We start from the raw sequence: 16,305 nt of genomic DNA on the forward strand, positions 1-16,305 counted from the left end.
GTCCCGAGAGGGGCCTTCTTTTCGTCCTACCCGACTCGAGGCGTCATGAGATTCCAGCCTGCCGCGGCCCTGGCCGCACTCACGATCGTGGGCATCGCGCTGACAGGGTGTACCGCAGAGTCGACACCCGATCCGAGCCCGACGCCGTCGGTCAGTGAGAGCGCCGAGGCGGCGCCGGGAACCCGCGCCAACCCGCTCGCGGTCGGTGAGACCATTCGACTCTCCGACGGGTCGGCATGGTCGGTGGGTGCGACAGCGGCGACCGAGGTCGGCGACGGGTATGTCGTGCTACCGATGCGCATCCTCATCGACTGGGATGCGATCCGTGATCAGCTGGCGGAGGCAGGTCAGGATCCCGCGGATGCCGACACCCTCGGGATCGACCCCTGGGCGTCGCTGGTCGTTCGCTATATCGGGGCGAGCGGACGTAGCTACGAGCTGTTCGAGAACGCCGCCGCCGACGTGCCGAACCAGCTCTGGTCGATCGGAACGGTGTATCCGCCGGCCGAGGACTTGTCGGCAAACGTCGCTGTGAGCGTCCCGGCCGAGGAGATCGACGGCGGCGTGTGGACGGTGCTCAACACCGGCGGTGACGCCGTCTTCCTCGCGGCGTCCTGAGTGGGCCGGAGAACTCATCCAGCCCTAGTACCCGCGCCGTTGCGGTGTCGATAGAGTGTGGCTTGTCGCGCTTTGGCGCGATCTATCCGGGGGGATCCGTCGACGCCCGGGTCTGGAGCGCTGCTCGGCCCGGGCGTTCGATGGCACCGTGTTCGATGGGCTGGTGTTCAGCGCCCGCTGCGGAGGAGTTCTCGACTCGATCCTGCGAGCTGACGCAGCGACGCGTCGGGGAGGAAGGCTCGGGTCAACGCCATTCCGATCCGAGCCAGGTCGGCCTCGTCTCGATACAGCAGGTACAGCGACTCGTAGCGGGGATGGAACTTCTCCTTGAACCGGTGCAGCGATCGGAAGCCGTACACCGGCTCCAGCATGTCGGCGAGCCGCTCGGTGATGTCGGCGATCATCCCCGCGTCCGGCGGATAGTCGTGCGTGAGGGGAGCTCCTGAGAGGGAAAGCATTCGCGCCCCCTCGTCGGCGAAGAACCGTGCCGACGAGCCGATGAGAAACTCCATCACCGGCCCGAACCCGCCCTCGCGGCGGCGCATGAGGTCGAGGGTCCACCCTTCGATCCGACCCTTGCCGTAGACGGGCAGCCACGAGAGGAACCCGTCGACGTCGCCGTGCGGTGAGATCGCCAGGGCGAGCCGCACTTCGGGGTCGGCGGCCTCGTGCAGCGTGCCCAGGGTGAAGCCCATCTCGGGCAGTCCCTTGTCGCCGACCCACATGTCCGAGATGGCACGCAACTGCTGCTGGATGCCCCACGGCTCGTCGGCCAGGCGCGTCATCCGGAACGTCATCTCTTCGCGGCTCGCGCGGTTCAGTGAGGTGCGAACCGCAGCCCACCGCTTGCCCGTGAACTCGAGCCCTGCGAGGTCGACGATCGTGTCGTCAGCGACGATGAGGCTGCGCCAGCCCTCCGGCACGAGCGCGCGGGTAGCTTCATCCGCCGAGAAGAAGCAGGGGATGAGTCCCGCGCTCTCTGCCGTCGAGACGAACTCGTGCACCGATTCTGCGCGGCTCTCCGGCGGCCCCAGAGGGTCGGCGAGCACGAGGGCGACTCCCGAGCGCCTCTGGTAGGCGACGATTCCCGACCTCGTGCGGGCGTACGACAGCCCCTCCCAGGTCGTCATCCACGAGAGGGTGCCGCCGCCGAAAGCGTGCAGCATCTCGCGGACCTCACCGACCGTGGGGATGGGGCTGAGGCCCAACTTGGCTCGCCGTCGCCCGCGGAATGCTCCGCGCACCCAGGCCAGGTAGACGAGCAGGATGCCCCACAGCACCGCCGTCGCGACGGTGACCGACGGGTCGCCGTCCCACGTGAGGTCGGCGGCAGGGAAGCTGACGTACAGGGCGACGACCAGGATGCCGAGCACAACGTTGATGCTTGCGAGGATGACGGCGATGACCCATGCCCAGCGTCGACCGCGAAAGAGGCCCCTGGCCACCAGAAGCAGGATGATGACGTCGATCGCCGTGTCGATCCAGGATCCGCCGCCGAGCTCGGTCCGGCCGAAGGGCCCATCGGTCGGAACGATCGAGGTCAGCGTTTCGATCGCTGCCAGCGCGAGGACAGCGACCAAAGCGACGAATCGCTGCTCTTGAACGCTCACGCGGCGAAGGCGTAGCGGCCGGGCCACGACCAGAACGAGCAGAATCGCGAACGCGTGCACGACATCCGCCAGCGAGCCCCAATAGAGCAGCGCCACCGCGCTACCGCCGAGCAGCACCAGCCACGCACGTGAGCGCCACGGGGAGGGGAGGAGCGTAGCCGCGGCCGCCAGGCAGGCCATGGTGCCGCCGGAGGGGCCGACGTCCAGGGCGAGTGCCTCGCGCTGCGCCCAGGGCCAGGCAGTGAAGGCGAGGAGCCAGATGGCCAGTGCGCTGGCGAAGATCGCGAACAGCTGCCCCACCGTGTAGTACGCGAGGGCAACTCGCGTCCCGCGGCGCCACTCGAGGTAGCCCATGCCGATGAAGCTCGCGAGAGTGATGGCGTAGACCCACGGATGCACGACGAAGAACGTTCCCGTGATCGGCGTCCACCATCTACCCTCGAGGAACGCCGGCAGTCCGTATGCGACCTCCGCGAAGAGCGGGTTGTGCTTGAACGATCGCCACAGCCCCTGCGAGATGATGCCCACAGCGAGCAGCGTGAGCACGAACACGATCGTGGCCGGCATCCGTGACACCGCGGTTCGGATCCCGAACCCGGACGCCCGGCGCGCGGGAGTCTCGGTCGCTGCGGTGTCGGTCATCGTCGCCCTCCTGCGCACCTATTCTGTCGGTGCCAGGAGCAATCCGCGCAGCGACGCGACGTCATCGACCGTCGCCTGCGCACCCTCGGATTCGTGCGGCCAACTGAAACCCCACCGCACGAAGATCACGGGGACATCGTTAGCGGCGCCTCCGTCGACATCGTGGTGACGGTCTCCGATGAGCACGGGTCGCGACGTGTCCACACCCACCGCCCGCAGTCTCCGCAGTGCTTCAGCGACGATGTCGGCCTTCGCGCTCAGCGTCCGCTCGTCCGGGGTGGCGCCGGTGATCGCACGCAGGTGCGGCGATAGGGCGAAGTGCTCCATGAGGGCGATGACCTGGTTCTCCGGCTTCGAGCTGGCGGTGGCCTGCGGGATGCCGGCGCTGTCGAGATCGGCGATGAGTTCTCCGATCCCGTCGAACAACCGTGCACCGGTCGTGTAGCCGTCGGCCTTACTGAGGGCGCGGTAGTACGCCACGGCATCCGTCGACTGCTCCGGCGTCATGCCGAGGTTCACCTGGAAGGACTCGAACATGGGTGGACCGATCCAGTGGACGAGCTCGGCCCGGGTCGGTGCGGGGTAGCCGAAGTGCTCGAGGGTCGTGGTCAGTCGACGAAGGATGCCGTCGGAGGCGTCGACGACGGTACCGTCGACATCCCACAGCACACAGGTCCAGGGGGATCGCATGACTCCACGCTAGGGGAACCCAGCGGGGTGGCAGTCGCCGGAGGGCCGACTAGAACAGGCGGGGCGCGCCGGACTCGATGCCCTTCATTCCTTCGTAGTCGAGGGTGACGCACCGGATGCCGCGGTCTGTCGCCAGCACGCGCGCTTGCGGCTTGATCTCCTGGGCGGCGAAGACTCCGGTCACCGGTGCCAGGTGCGGGTCGCGACCGAGAAGCTCGAGGTAGCGCGTGAGCTGTTCGACGCCATCGATGTCACCCCGCCGCTTGACCTCGACAGCGATCGTGCCGCCGTCGGGGTTGCGCAGCAACAGGTCGACGGGACCGATCGCCGTGGGATACTCGCGACGCACGAGGCTCAGGCCGTCGCCGATGACGTCGACCTGCTCGGCAAGGAGACGCTGGAGGTCTGCTTCGACGCCGTCTTTCACCAGGCCCGGGTCGATGCCGAGTTCGTGCGTGGAGTCGTGCACGACCTCGTAGATCCGCACGAGGAGGGCGTCGCCGGTCTTCGCATGCGTGACGCGCCACTGCTCGATGACGCCGACGTCGGCGGCTTCGGCATCCGGCTCTTCCACGACCAGCGAGCAGGGCGGGCTCATCCAGTTCAGGGGCTTGTAGGAGCCGCCGTCCGAGTGCACGAGCAGGGACCCGTCGCCCTTGTGCACCAGGAGCCTGGTCGCGAGCGCGAGATGCGCGTTCAGTCGGCCGGTGTAATCGACGGTGCAGCGGGCGATGACAAGACGCACCCGTCGAGCCTAACGGCCCTCAGTCCGCTCGCCGCCCGCGGGAACGGCGGCAGGTACCGGGAGCGGACGGGCAGCGCCCGACGCGAGCCCCGAGGCGATCGCGAGGGCGACCAAGATGTACAGCGTGTTGAGCACGCCGATGTGGAAGCTGATGAACCCGAGGATCGGCGGGCCGCACAGGAACGCGACGTAACCGATCGTCGCCGCCGCGCTCACGCGCGCCGCAGCCTTCGCGGGGTCGTCGGCGGCTGCCGACATCCCGAGTGGGAAGCCGAGCGAGGTACCCGCGCCCCAGAGCGCCGCCCCGACGAAGATGAGCGGGACATTCGGCGCGAGGATGAACAGCAGCAGGCCGGATGCCGCGAGCACCGAGAGAACGCGCAACGTGGCAACGCGGCCGAAGCGGTCGACGAGAGGCCCGCCGAAAACCCGGACGACGGTCATGCTGACCGAGAACACGGCAAGCCCGATGGCCCCCAGCGCTTCGCTCGCGCCGTGGCCGTCCACGACGCCGAGCGCGAGCCAGTCGTTGGCACCGCCCTCGGCGAACGCCATCCCGAGCATGATGATCCCGAGCGTGTAGGTGCGGGGTTCCTTCCACGCTGACAGGGCGATTCCAAGGCGTTCTCGCATGCGCGGCTTCTGAGCCGGCTCCGGGTCGGTATCCGGGTCCATCGCGATCTCCCGGGCCGGCACGTTGGCGCTCGCCCAGAGACCGGTCAGCACGAGCAGGCCGGCGATCACCGCGGTGTGCGTCAGGACGTTGAGGTTCATCGCGATAGCGAGGGCTCCAAGCCCCGCGCCGGCGACGGTTCCGAAGCTGAAGAACGCGTGGAAGAGGGGAAGGATCGTCTTGCCGATCGTCTTCTCGATCGCAGCACCCTCGACGTTCATCATGACGTCGACGGATCCGTTGCCCAGGCCGAACAGAGCGAGACCGACGATCACGAGAATGTACGAGTTCGCGACGTCGACGCCGATTCCGACGAGCGCGACACCGACCGAGAAGGTGAGGATGGCGCCGAGCATGCTTCGGCGAGCACCGAACCGCGCGAGAACGACGGATGCCAGGGACAGACCGATGATCGAGGCCATACCGGCGCCCAGCAGCATGAAGCCGATCTGGATGTTGTCGACGCCGAGCGTCGCCTTGATCGCCGGCACCCGCGCAGCCCACGTTGCCACGCTCAGCCCACTGAGGAAGAAGATGGTGAAGACCGCGGTGCGCCACCGGACGATCTGAGCGCGAGAGAGAGCGGTATCCACCGGTCGAGTGTATCGAATCGTTTCGAGGCGCACCATCTCACGGGGAACTGCGTGTGCGAGCCAGTACCATCAAGGCACCATGAGCGAGCGCAGGGCAACGATCACAGACGTCGCGCGCGAAGCCGGAGTGTCGGCATCCACGGCGTCCGTCGTCTTCAGCGGAAACGCGCCTGCCTCGGCCGAGACGCGACGGCGGGTCCTGGCGGCTGCCGAGGCGCTTGGGTACACCGGTCCGGATCCCCGCGCCGCGTCGCTGCGTCGGGGTCGGTCCGGCATCGTCGGCGTCGTTTTCGGAGGCTCGCTGCGTTCCGCCTTTCACGACCCGGTGACGATCGCGATGATGGATGGGATCGCCGAGGGGGTAGCACCGCTTCGCGCCGGACTGCTGCTTCTGCCGGATGAGACGTCCTCTGCGGCGCCGGCAACCGAAACCGACAGCGGTGCGATCGAGGTGCCATCGGCGATGACCTCCGCGCCGATCGATGCTGCGGTCCTCGTCGGATTCGGCCAAACCCGCCAGCCCTCGCTCGAGGTGTTGCGTGCTCGTCGCGTGCCGGTCGTCATCATCGAGGGCGATGCGGGGCCCGACATCCCGCGGATCGAGCTCGACAACAGTGCGGCGCAGCAGCGAGCAGCGAGCTACCTGCGGGACCTCGGCCACGAGAGGGTGACGATCCTCACCCTCCCGATCCGCCCCTCGCGCGCCCGCGGCTGGTTCGGCCCCGCCGACGCCGTCAAGGTCGATGTGACCGCGGCGCGCCTGGTCGGTGCCCGGGCTGTCTACCCCGATGCCCCGACGTACGCAGCGGTGACCAGTTCGATCGATGAGGGCCTGACCGCCGGCCGCGAGATTCTCGCCGGACCCGACCGCCCGACGGCGGTCATCGCCCAGACCGACCTGCTGGCCGCCGGCGTCATCCGCGCGGCCGAAGAGTGCGGCCTGCGCGTTCCCGACGATCTCAGCGTCACCGGCTTCGATGGAGTCGAGGTCGACGGACTGGATGCCTATGAGCTGACGACCCTGGTGCAGCCGGCCGTCGAGAAGGGTCGCGCGGCCGGCGCCGCGGTCGTGGCGATGCTGGCGGGGGAGGATGCCGCGTCCGTCACGTTCACGTGTTCCTTCCGAATCGGCACCACGGCAGGGCCGGTTCCCCGGGGTAATCCCGCATCCACCGGCCGCGCCTGAACACTGCCCGGATAGGATGAAAGCCACACCCTGATCGCCCGATCCCGCAGCATCGACGGGACGACGACCACGAGGAGGCCGGCATGCTCCTCGTTCTCGTGGCGTTCACGATCGGGTCACTCGCACTGCCGCTGCTCGTGCGGGCGTGGGGTCCACGGGCATTCTTCGCCGCCGCCGCGGTCTCGTTCGGGGCTTTCGTGTACACCGCGGCGCTCTCACCCCGAGTGCTTGCCGGCGACATCCCCTTCGAGTCGTTCACCTGGATCGAACCTCTCGATATCGAGCTGTCGATGCGGATGGACACCCTGTCGTGGGTCCTCGCGCTGATCGTCACCGGAGTCGGTGCTCTCGTTCTGCTGTACTGCCGCTGGTACTTCGACGGGAAGGAAGAGCTCGGCCAGTTCGCCGCCGTGCTGCTCGCGTTCGCGGGGGCGATGTACGGGCTCGTGCTCACCGACGACGTCGTCGTGCTCGTGATGTTCTGGGAGGTCACGAGCGTTCTGTCGTACCTGTTGATCGGCCACTACAACAGACGTGCGGCCAGCAGGCGCGCTGCCCTGCAGGCGCTTCTGGTGACGACTCTCGGTGGCCTGGTGATGCTCATCGGTGTCGTGCTCGTCGTGGTGCAGGCAGGAACCTCAAGCCTGTCCGAGATCCTCGCCGACCCACCGGTCAGTCCCGTCATGACCGCGGCGCTCGTGTTGCTGCTGGTCGGCGCGCTCAGCAAGTCGGCGATCTTCCCCTTCCACTTCTGGCTCCCCGGCGCGATGGCGGCCCCGACACCGGTCTCGGCCTATCTGCACGCGGCAGCCATGGTCAAAGCCGGCATCTATCTCGTTGCGGTATTGGCGCCGGTCTTCGCCGAGAATCCCGCGTGGCATCCGATCGTGATCGGCCTCGGTGGTTTCACGATGCTGCTCGGCGGATGGCAGGCCCTGCGTGAGACAGATCTCAAACGCCTTCTCGCCTACGGAACTGTCAGCCAGCTGGGTTTCCTCATGGTCGTCCTCGGCTATGGCACCCAGGATGCCGCTCTGGCGGGACTCGCTCTGCTGCTCAGTCATGCCCTGTTCAAGTCCGCGCTGTTCCTGATCGTCGGGATCATCGACCACCAGCTCTCGACCCGCGATCTTCGTGAGATCAGCGGACTCGGACGCCAGGCACCGGTCCTGGCCACCGCCGCGATCGTGTCGATCGCATCAATGGTCGGCATCATCCCCACCGTCGGGTTCGTGGCGAAGGAGGGCGCGCTCGCAGCCCTCCTGGATGAGGCGGTCGGAGGCTCGGCCTGGGGGGTTGTCGCGCTGCTGGCTGTCGTCGTCGGCTCTGTTCTGACCGCCGCGTACGGCATCCGGTTCGTGTGGGGCGCCTTCTGGACCAAGCGCGACCTCGCCAGGGCGCCGTGGCCGGCGCCGTCGGCGGGCTTCTTGTCGGCGCCGGTCATTCTGGCCGCGCTCAGCCTTGCGGGAGGATTCGCCGCTCCCCTTCTTGACGTCGCATTCGCGCCGTACGCGCAGCTCGCGCCGCCGGCAACCGCCGGCGTTCCCGTGCCCGAGCACCCCGCTTATCTCGCACTGTGGCACGGGCTTGAGCCTGCTCTGTGGATCTCGCTCGGCACGATCGCGCTCGGTGCCCTGCTCTTTGTCTTCACGGCGCGGGGAGTCGGACGCCGGCGCGTTCTTCCCTTCACGGCAGTGGATGCCTACAACGGCTCCTTGCGGACGATCGAGCGACTCTCGGTGCTGACGACCACGCTCGTTCAGCGTGGATCGCTGCCGGTCTACGTCGCCACGATCTTCCTTGTTCTCGTGGCCGGCGAAGGAACCGCCCTGTTGGCCTCATCCGACTGGCAGACAGACCTCGACGCCTTTCACACGCCCGTGCAACTCGCCGTTGCTCCGGTGATGATCGCGGCAGGAGTCATCGCGGTCCGCGCTCGCAAGCGCTACACGGGTGTCGTCCTGGTGTCGGTCACGGGCCTCGGTATGGTCGTGCTCTTCGCCACCAGCGGCGCACCCGATCTCGCCCTCACCCAGATCCTCGTCGAGACCGTGACACTGGTTGCATTCGCGCTCGTGCTGCGCCGCATCCCGGCCCGCTTGGGTGCCCACAACGGCTCCGCGTTCGCCGTGGGGCGGGCGGTGCTGGCCGTGCTCGTGGGCTTGACGATGGCCGGCGTTGCCATCGTCGCCACCGGCGCCCGCGTCGATCTGCCCATCTCGCTCGCGTTTCCGAACCTTGCCTACGAGATCGGGCACGGCAAGAACGTCGTCAACGTCGCACTGGTCGACCTGCGTGGCTGGGACACAATGGGTGAACTCTCGGTCGTCGTGCTCGCCGCCACCGGTGTCGCATCGCTGGTCTTCGTCACGAACCGCTCCGAGACGCTGCCACAGATCACGGCGCCGATCATCCAGCGTGCTCAGCGCGCGGTGCGTCGTCGCACGCCGCTGGCTGAGACTGACGCCGACGGCCCGACCGGCCGCAACGCCTGGCTCGTCGCGGGGCAGCGCGTGCGTCCGGAGAACCGGTCGATCCTGCTCGAGATCGTGGTGCGGATCCTCTTCCACTCGATCATCATCGTGTCGCTTTATCTGCTGTTCGCCGGGCACAACCTTCCCGGTGGTGGGTTCGCAGCGGGTCTCGTTGCCGGTATGGCCCTGGTGATGCGCTACATCGCGGGTGGTCGCTACGAACTCGGCGCAGCTGCGCCGACAGATGCCGGGCGCTTCCTCGGGATCGGCATGGGCATCGCCGTAGCCTGCGCCATCATCCCGCTCGCTTTCGGTGTCGAGCCGCTGACGCGAGCGATCTTCGAGGCCGAGATCCCCGTGCTCGGGCACATCGAGTTCGTCACCTCGACGATCTTCGACGTCGGTGTCTACCTGGTCGTGATCGGACTGGTGCTGGATGTCCTGCGCAGTCTCGGCGCCGAGGTCGACCGTCAGGCGAATGCCGCCGTGGATTCGGTAGCTGCGCGTGAGGGGGTGAGCCGATCGTGAACGTCTCGATCGTTCTGATCGTCATCATGGCGGTGCTCTTCGCCGCCGGGGTGTACGCGATGCTCGAGCGCAGCCTCACGCGGGTGCTCATCGGCTTCCTCCTGCTCGGCAATGCCGCCAACCTCTTGCTGTTGATCGTCATGGGGCGGCCCGGTATCGCGCCGTTCTACGGCGACGGTGAACCCCAGGAGATGTCAGATCCCCTCCCCCAGGCGCTGACGTTGACCGCGATCGTGATCACCTTCGCGATCTCGGCATTCCTGCTCGCACTGATCTACCGCTCTTGGCAGCTGGGTCAGGCCGACACGTTCGACGAAGACGAAGCGGATGTCGCGCTGCGCGAGCGCGGCATGCGAGCCGACGACGAGATGGATCAGGAGATCGAACCCGAAGACGACGACGCGACAAGCGACTTCCTCGCATCCGAAGCCGCAGACGACCGGACGAAGGGATCAGGTTCATGACCGCCCTCGTTCCGCTTCTGGTCACCCTGCCCCTGCTGGGTGCAGCTATCGCGCTCATCGCCGGCCGTCACCGCCGAGTTCAGGTGGGCGTTTCGGTCGTCACTCTCGTCCTGACCCTCGCGATCGCGACAGTGCTGCTGGTCGCCGTCGACGCGTCGAACCTCCCCTTCGCGGTGTCGGTGGGAGGCTGGCCCGTCCCGTTCGGGATCGTGCTCTATGTCGATCGCCTTGCCGCGCTGCTCGTCATGGTCTCCAGCGTCGTGCTACTTGCCGTGCTCCTGTTCTCGATCGGGCAGGGAGCCGCGGACGGCGACGACGACACCCCGGTCTCGATCTTCCACCCGACGTACCTCATCCTCGCGGCGGGCATCTTCGTCGCCTTCACCGCGGGTGACCTGTTCAACCTCTACGTCGGCTTCGAGATCCTGCTCGTCGCCTCGTACGTGCTCATCACCCTCGGAAACAGTGAGCAACGCATCCGTGCGGGCATTACGTACATCGTCGTCTCCCTGGTCTCGTCGATCCTGTTCCTCTCGGCGATCGCGATGATCTACGGCGCGACAGGCACGGTCAACATGGTCCAGCTCGCGGACCGGATGACGCAGCTGCCGCAGGAGACGCAGTACGTGCTGCACGTCATGCTGCTTCTTGCCTTCGCGATCAAGGCAGCGGTCTTCCCGGTGTCGTTCTGGCTCCCCGACTCCTATCCGACGGCTCCTGCGCCGGTGACTGCAGTGTTCGCGGGCCTGCTGACGAAGGTCGGCGTCTATGCGATCATCCGCACCGAGACCCAGATCTTCCTCGAGAACGACCTCAATACGATCCTGCTCATTGCCGCGCTCGCGACGATGGTGATCGGCATCCTGGGCGCCGTCGCGCAGGCTGAACTCAAGCGGATCCTGTCGTTCACCCTGGTCAGCCACGTCGGGTACATGATCTTCGGGATCGCGATCGCGACACCCGCGGCGATCGGGGCGACCATCTACTACATGGTCCACCACATCGTGGTGCAGACCACGCTCTTCCTCGCGGTGGGCCTGGTCGAGCGCCGGGCCGGCAGCACCTCGATCCTCAAGGTCAAGGGGCTCATGCGAGCAGCCCCCGTCATCGCGCTGCTGTACTTCATCCCGGCGGTGAACCTCGGGGGTCTGCCGCCCTTCTCGGGCTTCATCGGCAAGTACGCGTTGTTCGATGCGGGCGCTGCCGTCGGCACACCGTTGATGATGACCCTGATCGTCGCCGGTATCGCTACGAGCCTGCTCACCCTGTATGCGCTCATGCGAGCGTGGAACCTCTCGTTCTGGCGAGAGGATGACGATTCCAGCGAGACCTCACAGCGCACGGCTTACCTGCAGGCTGCTCCCGCAGCGACGACGATCACCGAACGCCGCGTGATTCCGCGCATCATGACGGCAGCCACCGCGGGGATGGTCGCGGTCAGCGTCGCACTGACCGTCTTTGCGGGGCCGCTGTATGAGATCTGCGCTCGTGTGGGCGGCGCGCTGCTGGAGCCGATCACCGTCGTCCAGCTCGATGAATCGGTCGACATGAGCGGGGAGGTGCAGCCGTGACAGATCGCTCCCCCGAGCCCGTCGGCTTCTTCACGGCCATCTGGCGACAGCTTCCCGTCCTGTTGTGGCTGACGGTGCTGTGGATGCTGCTGTGGGGACAGTTCACAGTGCTCGCCTTCCTCACCGGGCTTGTCGCCGCCATCGCGGTCACTACCGTCTTCCACCTGCCGGTGGTCGAGCTGTCGCGGCGGCTGAACCTCTGGTACACGCTGGTATTTGTCGTCACCTTCCTCGGGGGGCTGGTGCGCGGCTCGCTGAGTGTCGCGTGGCAGGTGCTCGACCTGCGTCGACAGCCCGGCACTGCAGTGATCGGCGTGCAGCTGCGTACCGACGATGACCTGCTGATGGCTCACACCGCGATCACCTGCTCGCTGATTCCCGGCTCGCTCGTGCTGGATGCCGACCGCGATCGCCGCATCCTGTACCTGCACATCATCGGCGTGCGCGGGCAGAAGGAGATCGAAGCCAATCGGCGCGAGACGCTCCTGTGGGAGGCGCGCCTGACCCGGGCGTTCGGGTCGCGCGAGCAGCTGCACCGGCTTCGGCAGGCGCAGAAAGCGGAGGTGTCATGACGATCTCGACGATCCTGATCATCGCCATCTACATCGCGTTCACGGCAGCGGCGCTCGTCACGCTGTGGCGCATCGTCGTGGGGCCCTCGATCCTCGATCGCGCTGTCGCGTCCGATGTGTTGTTGACCGAGGTTGTCTGCGTCCTCGGTGCCGACATGGTGATCGGACACCACACCCGCACGCTGCCCGTGTTGCTCATCATCGCGGCGGTCGGCATCTTCGGATCGATCGCGATCGCTCGGTTCGTCGCCCGAAAGGACGTGACGAAATGACGGATGCTGGGATCGCGGCCCTTCTGGACGGGACGGCCCTCGTGCTGATCCTGATCGGCGCACTGCTGTGCCTGACGGCAGCGATCGGACTCGCGAGGTTCCGCGACGTCCCGAGCCGTCTTCATGCCGCGACCAAGCCCCAGGTCCTGGGTGTCATTCTGATCTGTCTGGCGATCGCCTTTGCGCAGCGCAGTTGGGCAGTGGTCGCGTTCATCGTGCCGATCATCCTGATCCAGCTCGCGGCATCGCCGCTTGCCGCTCATATGGTGGGGCGCCAGGCTTACCGCAACCGCACGATGGACGTCGATGACCTCGTCGTCGACGAACTCGCCGACGCCGAGATCGAGACCTCCCGCCCCGAGACGGGCGCTGATCCCGGGTGAGGCCGAGTTCACCGGTTCGGCTGAGGGTCAGTTCGCCGGTTCGAGAGTGAGGGTGTGCTCGGTGGCAGCGGTCACGGCATCCGGAGAGAAAGCCCAGGGCGAGAGTCCCGCCGCCTGCCACGTTTCTGTCTGGTCGGTGTAGTTCTCGTGGAACGCGTGACCGCTGGCGCCGGTCAGGTGATTCCAGCCTGACGCGTCGAAATCACTCAGATCGACGACCATTCGCATCGACGGCACCGTCGTCGTCGCGAAGCCCTCACCGAGCGGCCATCCCGTCGCATTGACCACCGAGGAGCCGCCGCCGACGGGGAAGGGGCCTCGGTTGAACAGCGCCTCGATCGGTGCGATCCCCGAGGTGCCGAACGTCTCGTGGGTGAGGGTGATCGCGTGCAGGGTGCCCCACCGCCACTGCAGGGGATTCGATCCCTGCGCCCTGGTGAGGATCTCGGTGGCGCTTCGTGCGCTGGTTTCCAGCATCTCTCGCTGGCCCGACACGCCGATCTCCGTGTTCGTCCACCAGGCAGAGCCGGGCTCAGCGAGCAGGTTCTGCACCACCAGGAACTGCCGCGACTGGCTCGTCAGGGGCACGGGCGCGGAGCGTCCCCGGGTGAACAGGTTCTGCGCGAGCTCGTCCCACACGACGTTCGCGAAGGCGGCGGCCGACGAGTCGGCGTCGTTCTGGGCGTCCCACTGCCGCAGCAGGTCGAGTGCGGCATCCGTTGCCTCGTCACCAGTGCGAAGGTTCTCGAAGGCGGTGATGAGCGTCTTGCCGATCTCGGACTGGTTGTCGGCCTGGATGCCGCGCATCACCTCGGCGGTGACGGGCCCCTCGGCGATGGCTCGCTGCAGCAGTTCATCGATGCGGGCTGCGCGCCATCCGTCGTCCCAGTCCCGCGTGAGGAAGTAGGGGTAGTTCTGGTCGACGATCGCGTTGTTTGCGGTCACGATGTAGCCTGCGTCCGGGTTGTAGGCCGCCGGCAGGTCAGCGAACGGGATGTAACCCTGCCAGTCGTAGGCCGAGTCCCACCCGGGCTGGGGCATCGACCCGTCGCCGGCGCCGCGAATCGGAAGCTGCCCCGGCGTCTGGTAGCCGATGTTGCCGGTGATATCCGCGTAGATGAGGTTCTGGGCCGGCACGACGAACTTCTCGGCGGCTGCGCGGAAGCCGGTAATATCCGTGGCAGCGTTCAGCTCGAAGATCGCAGTAGCCGTCGTTCCCGGCTGCAGTGCGGTCCACTGGATGCTGACGGCGGTCTCCCCGTCGGGCTCAGCCGCCGGGGTGGCTGCGGCGCCTGCTGTGCCGACCACGGGGTCGGCGGCGATCGCGTCGAAGTCCGGGGTCAGACCCGAAATGATCGGGCCGTGCACCGTCGAGCGGATCGTCAGCTCGACATCCTCGCCCCCGGCCACCTTCAGCGTCTCGGTGCGGGTGTCGAGGTCGACGAGCCCGCCGTCTCGCCAGTACTGGTCGCCGTCGAGCTTCTCGATGTAGAGGTCGACGACATCTGTCGTGAGGTTGGTGAAACCCCAGGCGATCGACGCGTTGTGCCCGATGATGATGCCGGGCACGCCCGAGAAGCTGAAGCCGCTGACATCGAACGGACACGTGTCGCTTGGGGCGGAGCAGCGCAGACCGGTCTGGTACCAGACGCTCGGTAGGGAGGCTCCGAGGTGGGGGTCGTTGGCCAGCAGCGGCATCCCGGTGTCGGTGTAGTGGCCCGCCACGACCCAGGAGTTCGAACCGATACCCTCGCCCGCATCACCGATCAGCGTCGAGACGGCGCTCACGACGTCTGACACCTCGCTCCAGCGGATGCCGGCCGCAGCTGCTTGCGCTGGCTCGGTAGCCGCCGGAACGTCCGTGATCTGCGGGACGATAACCGGGTTCTCGTCGAACGGGTACGGCGGGTAGAGCTCGAGGAGCTCCTCGTCGGTGTAGTCGGTGGCCAGCAGCGCCCGCTCGGTTTCGGTCTCGATGTTCGACCGGAGGTCCCAGGCCATGGCCTTGAGCCACGCCACCGAGTCGGCGGGAGTCCAGGGTTCGATCTCGTAGTCGGCACTCTGCAGGCCCAGAACTGCATACTCCAGCGAAACATCTGCCGCGTCGCGGTTCGCGAGATACGCGTTCACTCCGTCGGCGTAGGCCTGGTAGTACGAGACGGTCGTCTCATCGAGCGCCGCCACTTCCTGCTCGGCGATCGTGCGCCAGCCGAGGGTCCGCAGGAACGCATCGGTGCCGACCTGGGACTCACCGAACAGCTCTGAGAGGCGGCCACTGGTCACGTGGCGGCGGAAGTCCATCTCCCAGAAGCGATCCTGGGCGTGCACGTACCCTTGCGCGAAGAAGAGGTCGTCGGTGGAGCCCGCCGTGATCGTCGGGATGCCGAGTTCGGAGCGTTGCACGGTGACGGTGCCCGACAGTCCGTCCAGAGCGATCGTTCCCTCGGCCTGGGGGAACGATCGATTCACGAACCACACGCCGACTCCCGCGGCAACAAGCGCGAGCACGACGAGCCCCACGAACACGCTGTAGGCGATGAGGCCGATGCGGCGGCCGAGGCGCGGGCGGGTCGGCGCCTCGGGGGCATCGCCGACAACGGCGGCTACGGTCTTCGACATTGAAGCCTCTCGGGGGAGCCGGGCGGACACGGGGTCGCAGTCGATCTGGGATCCCGTGTCAGGTGGTCATCCTAGCCCGCGCTGCCGCGTTCGGGTCAGCCGATGAGGCTCGGCTGGAGGTCCCGCAGAGTCCTCCCGTGCGTCATCCGAGCGACCCCGATCGCCGCGAACGTCAACGCTCCGAGCAACCACAGGCTCAGGATGCCGAGGTCCGCGCCGACGCGGGCAATGTCGCCGCCGTACATGAGTTGGCGCATCCCGTCGACGACGTACCCCATGGGCAGGATGTGGTGCAGCCACGTCAGCGGTTCGGGCAGCGTTTGCCACGGGAAGGTTCCGCCGGCCGTCACCAGCTGCAGCACCATCAGCACGAGCCCCAGGAACTGCCCGACCGAACCGAGCCACACGTTCAGTGCCAGGATGATCGCGGCGTAGGTGAGTGAAGCGAACACCATCACGCCGAGCGATGCCAGCGGGTGCGAGAACGTGAAGCCGAGGGCTGCCGCGAGGATGCCGAACAGCGCGAGCATCTGCAGTCCGCCGAGCAGCCCCGGGGTGAGCCATCCGGCGAGGGTGACCCTGACCGGCGAGTGCAGGGCTGTCACGGCGCGGCGCGAGATCGGCTTCACGATCAGGAAGAGCGCGTAGATGCCGATCCATCCGGC

At 67.2% G+C, this 16,305-nt stretch carries 14 protein-coding genes; 8 read left to right on the plus strand and 6 right to left on the minus strand.

The annotated features are described in order from the left end of the window. Window positions 1-45 precede the first annotated feature (45 nt). On the plus strand, window positions 46-618 hold the full coding sequence (locus Q1V87_RS08850) for a hypothetical protein (RefSeq protein ID WP_300591790.1): 573 nt from the start codon (window positions 46-48) through the stop codon (window positions 616-618). 167 nt (window positions 619-785) lie between these two features. Here Q1V87_RS08850 and Q1V87_RS08855 read toward each other — a convergent pair whose 3' ends face one another. From Q1V87_RS08855 to Q1V87_RS08870, 4 genes are read right to left on the minus strand one after another with little or no spacing between them, the layout of a single operon-like run. Then, window positions 786-2,870 carry a bifunctional lysylphosphatidylglycerol flippase/synthetase MprF gene (locus Q1V87_RS08855; RefSeq protein WP_300591792.1) on the minus strand — a complete coding sequence of 695 codons (2,085 nt, stop codon included), beginning with the start codon at window positions 2,868-2,870 and terminating at the stop codon, window positions 786-788. An 18-nt stretch (window positions 2,871-2,888) separates the two neighbouring features. After that, the gene (locus Q1V87_RS08860) at window positions 2,889-3,560 is read right to left on the minus strand and encodes an HAD hydrolase-like protein (protein ID WP_292712723.1); all 672 of its coding nucleotides are present in this window, start codon (window positions 3,558-3,560) and stop codon (window positions 2,889-2,891) included. 49 nt (window positions 3,561-3,609) lie between these two features. Beyond that, on the minus strand, window positions 3,610-4,305 hold the full coding sequence (nucS, locus tag Q1V87_RS08865; protein WP_292712724.1) for an endonuclease NucS: 696 nt from the start codon (window positions 4,303-4,305) through the stop codon (window positions 3,610-3,612). 9 nt (window positions 4,306-4,314) lie between these two features. After that, window positions 4,315-5,571 carry an MFS transporter gene (locus tag Q1V87_RS08870; protein ID WP_300591795.1) on the minus strand — a complete coding sequence of 419 codons (1,257 nt, stop codon included), beginning with the start codon at window positions 5,569-5,571 and terminating at the stop codon, window positions 4,315-4,317. Between the two features lie 79 nt (window positions 5,572-5,650). On the opposite strand from Q1V87_RS08870, the gene Q1V87_RS08875 reads away from it, so the two are divergent. The 7 genes from Q1V87_RS08875 to mnhG all read left to right on the plus strand — a co-directional run bounded on the left by Q1V87_RS08875 (window position 5,651) and on the right by mnhG (window position 13,021). Beyond that, complete coding sequence (locus tag Q1V87_RS08875) at window positions 5,651-6,757, plus strand: substrate-binding domain-containing protein (protein ID WP_300591797.1); 1,107 nt, start codon at window positions 5,651-5,653, stop codon at window positions 6,755-6,757. A gap of 83 nt (window positions 6,758-6,840) precedes the next feature. Next, window positions 6,841-9,759 carry a Na+/H+ antiporter subunit A gene (locus Q1V87_RS08880; RefSeq protein WP_300591799.1) on the plus strand — a complete coding sequence of 973 codons (2,919 nt, stop codon included), beginning with the start codon at window positions 6,841-6,843 and terminating at the stop codon, window positions 9,757-9,759. Next, the gene (locus Q1V87_RS08885; protein ID WP_300591801.1) at window positions 9,756-10,223 is read left to right on the plus strand and encodes a Na(+)/H(+) antiporter subunit C; all 468 of its coding nucleotides are present in this window, start codon (window positions 9,756-9,758) and stop codon (window positions 10,221-10,223) included. The genes Q1V87_RS08880 and Q1V87_RS08885 overlap by 4 nt, the downstream gene beginning before the upstream one ends. Further along, window positions 10,220-11,794 carry a Na+/H+ antiporter subunit D gene (locus Q1V87_RS08890; RefSeq protein WP_292712731.1) on the plus strand — a complete coding sequence of 525 codons (1,575 nt, stop codon included), beginning with the start codon at window positions 10,220-10,222 and terminating at the stop codon, window positions 11,792-11,794. The genes Q1V87_RS08885 and Q1V87_RS08890 overlap by 4 nt, the downstream gene beginning before the upstream one ends. Continuing rightward, window positions 11,791-12,366, plus strand: coding sequence for a Na+/H+ antiporter subunit E (locus Q1V87_RS08895; RefSeq protein ID WP_300591803.1), 576 nt, complete (start codon window positions 11,791-11,793; stop codon window positions 12,364-12,366). The genes Q1V87_RS08890 and Q1V87_RS08895 overlap by 4 nt, the downstream gene beginning before the upstream one ends. Next, window positions 12,363-12,638, plus strand: a complete 276-nt coding sequence (locus tag Q1V87_RS08900; RefSeq protein WP_300591805.1) for a monovalent cation/H+ antiporter complex subunit F — start codon at window positions 12,363-12,365, stop codon at window positions 12,636-12,638. The genes Q1V87_RS08895 and Q1V87_RS08900 overlap by 4 nt, the downstream gene beginning before the upstream one ends. After that, the gene (gene mnhG / locus Q1V87_RS08905; RefSeq protein ID WP_300591807.1) at window positions 12,635-13,021 is read left to right on the plus strand and encodes a monovalent cation/H(+) antiporter subunit G; all 387 of its coding nucleotides are present in this window, start codon (window positions 12,635-12,637) and stop codon (window positions 13,019-13,021) included. Before Q1V87_RS08900 ends, mnhG begins: the two co-directional genes overlap by 4 nt. Before the next feature lie 27 nt (window positions 13,022-13,048). Here mnhG and Q1V87_RS08910 read toward each other — a convergent pair whose 3' ends face one another. After that, window positions 13,049-15,640, minus strand: a complete 2,592-nt coding sequence (locus tag Q1V87_RS08910) for a penicillin acylase family protein (RefSeq protein ID WP_300591809.1) — start codon at window positions 15,638-15,640, stop codon at window positions 13,049-13,051. Window positions 15,641-15,735: 95 nt separating this feature from the next. Beyond that, the coding region (locus tag Q1V87_RS08915) for a YhgE/Pip family protein (protein WP_300591811.1) at window positions 15,736-16,305 on the minus strand (570 nt) is incomplete at its 5' end.

The sequence above is a fragment of the Microbacterium sp. genome, from assembly GCF_030149085.1.
In the GTDB taxonomy this organism is placed as follows: Bacteria; Actinomycetota; Actinomycetes; order Actinomycetales; family Microbacteriaceae; genus Microbacterium.

Coding starts and splice junctions, on each gene's coding strand:
- Q1V87_RS08890 (WP_292712731.1), top strand. CDS start 10,220: ATGACCGCCCTCGTTCCGCTTCTGGTCACCCTGCCCCTGCTGGGTGCA.
- Q1V87_RS08855 (WP_300591792.1), bottom strand. CDS start 2,870: ATGACCGACACCGCAGCGACCGAGACTCCCGCGCGCCGGGCGTCCGGG.
- Q1V87_RS08875 (WP_300591797.1), top strand. CDS start 5,651: ATGAGCGAGCGCAGGGCAACGATCACAGACGTCGCGCGCGAAGCCGGA.
- Q1V87_RS08900 (WP_300591805.1), top strand. CDS start 12,363: ATGACGATCTCGACGATCCTGATCATCGCCATCTACATCGCGTTCACG.
- Q1V87_RS08880 (WP_300591799.1), top strand. CDS start 6,841: ATGCTCCTCGTTCTCGTGGCGTTCACGATCGGGTCACTCGCACTGCCG.
- Q1V87_RS08910 (WP_300591809.1), bottom strand. CDS start 15,640: ATGTCGAAGACCGTAGCCGCCGTTGTCGGCGATGCCCCCGAGGCGCCG.
- mnhG (WP_300591807.1), top strand. CDS start 12,635: ATGACGGATGCTGGGATCGCGGCCCTTCTGGACGGGACGGCCCTCGTG.
- Q1V87_RS08860 (WP_292712723.1), bottom strand. CDS start 3,560: ATGCGATCCCCCTGGACCTGTGTGCTGTGGGATGTCGACGGTACCGTC.
- Q1V87_RS08850 (WP_300591790.1), top strand. CDS start 46: ATGAGATTCCAGCCTGCCGCGGCCCTGGCCGCACTCACGATCGTGGGC.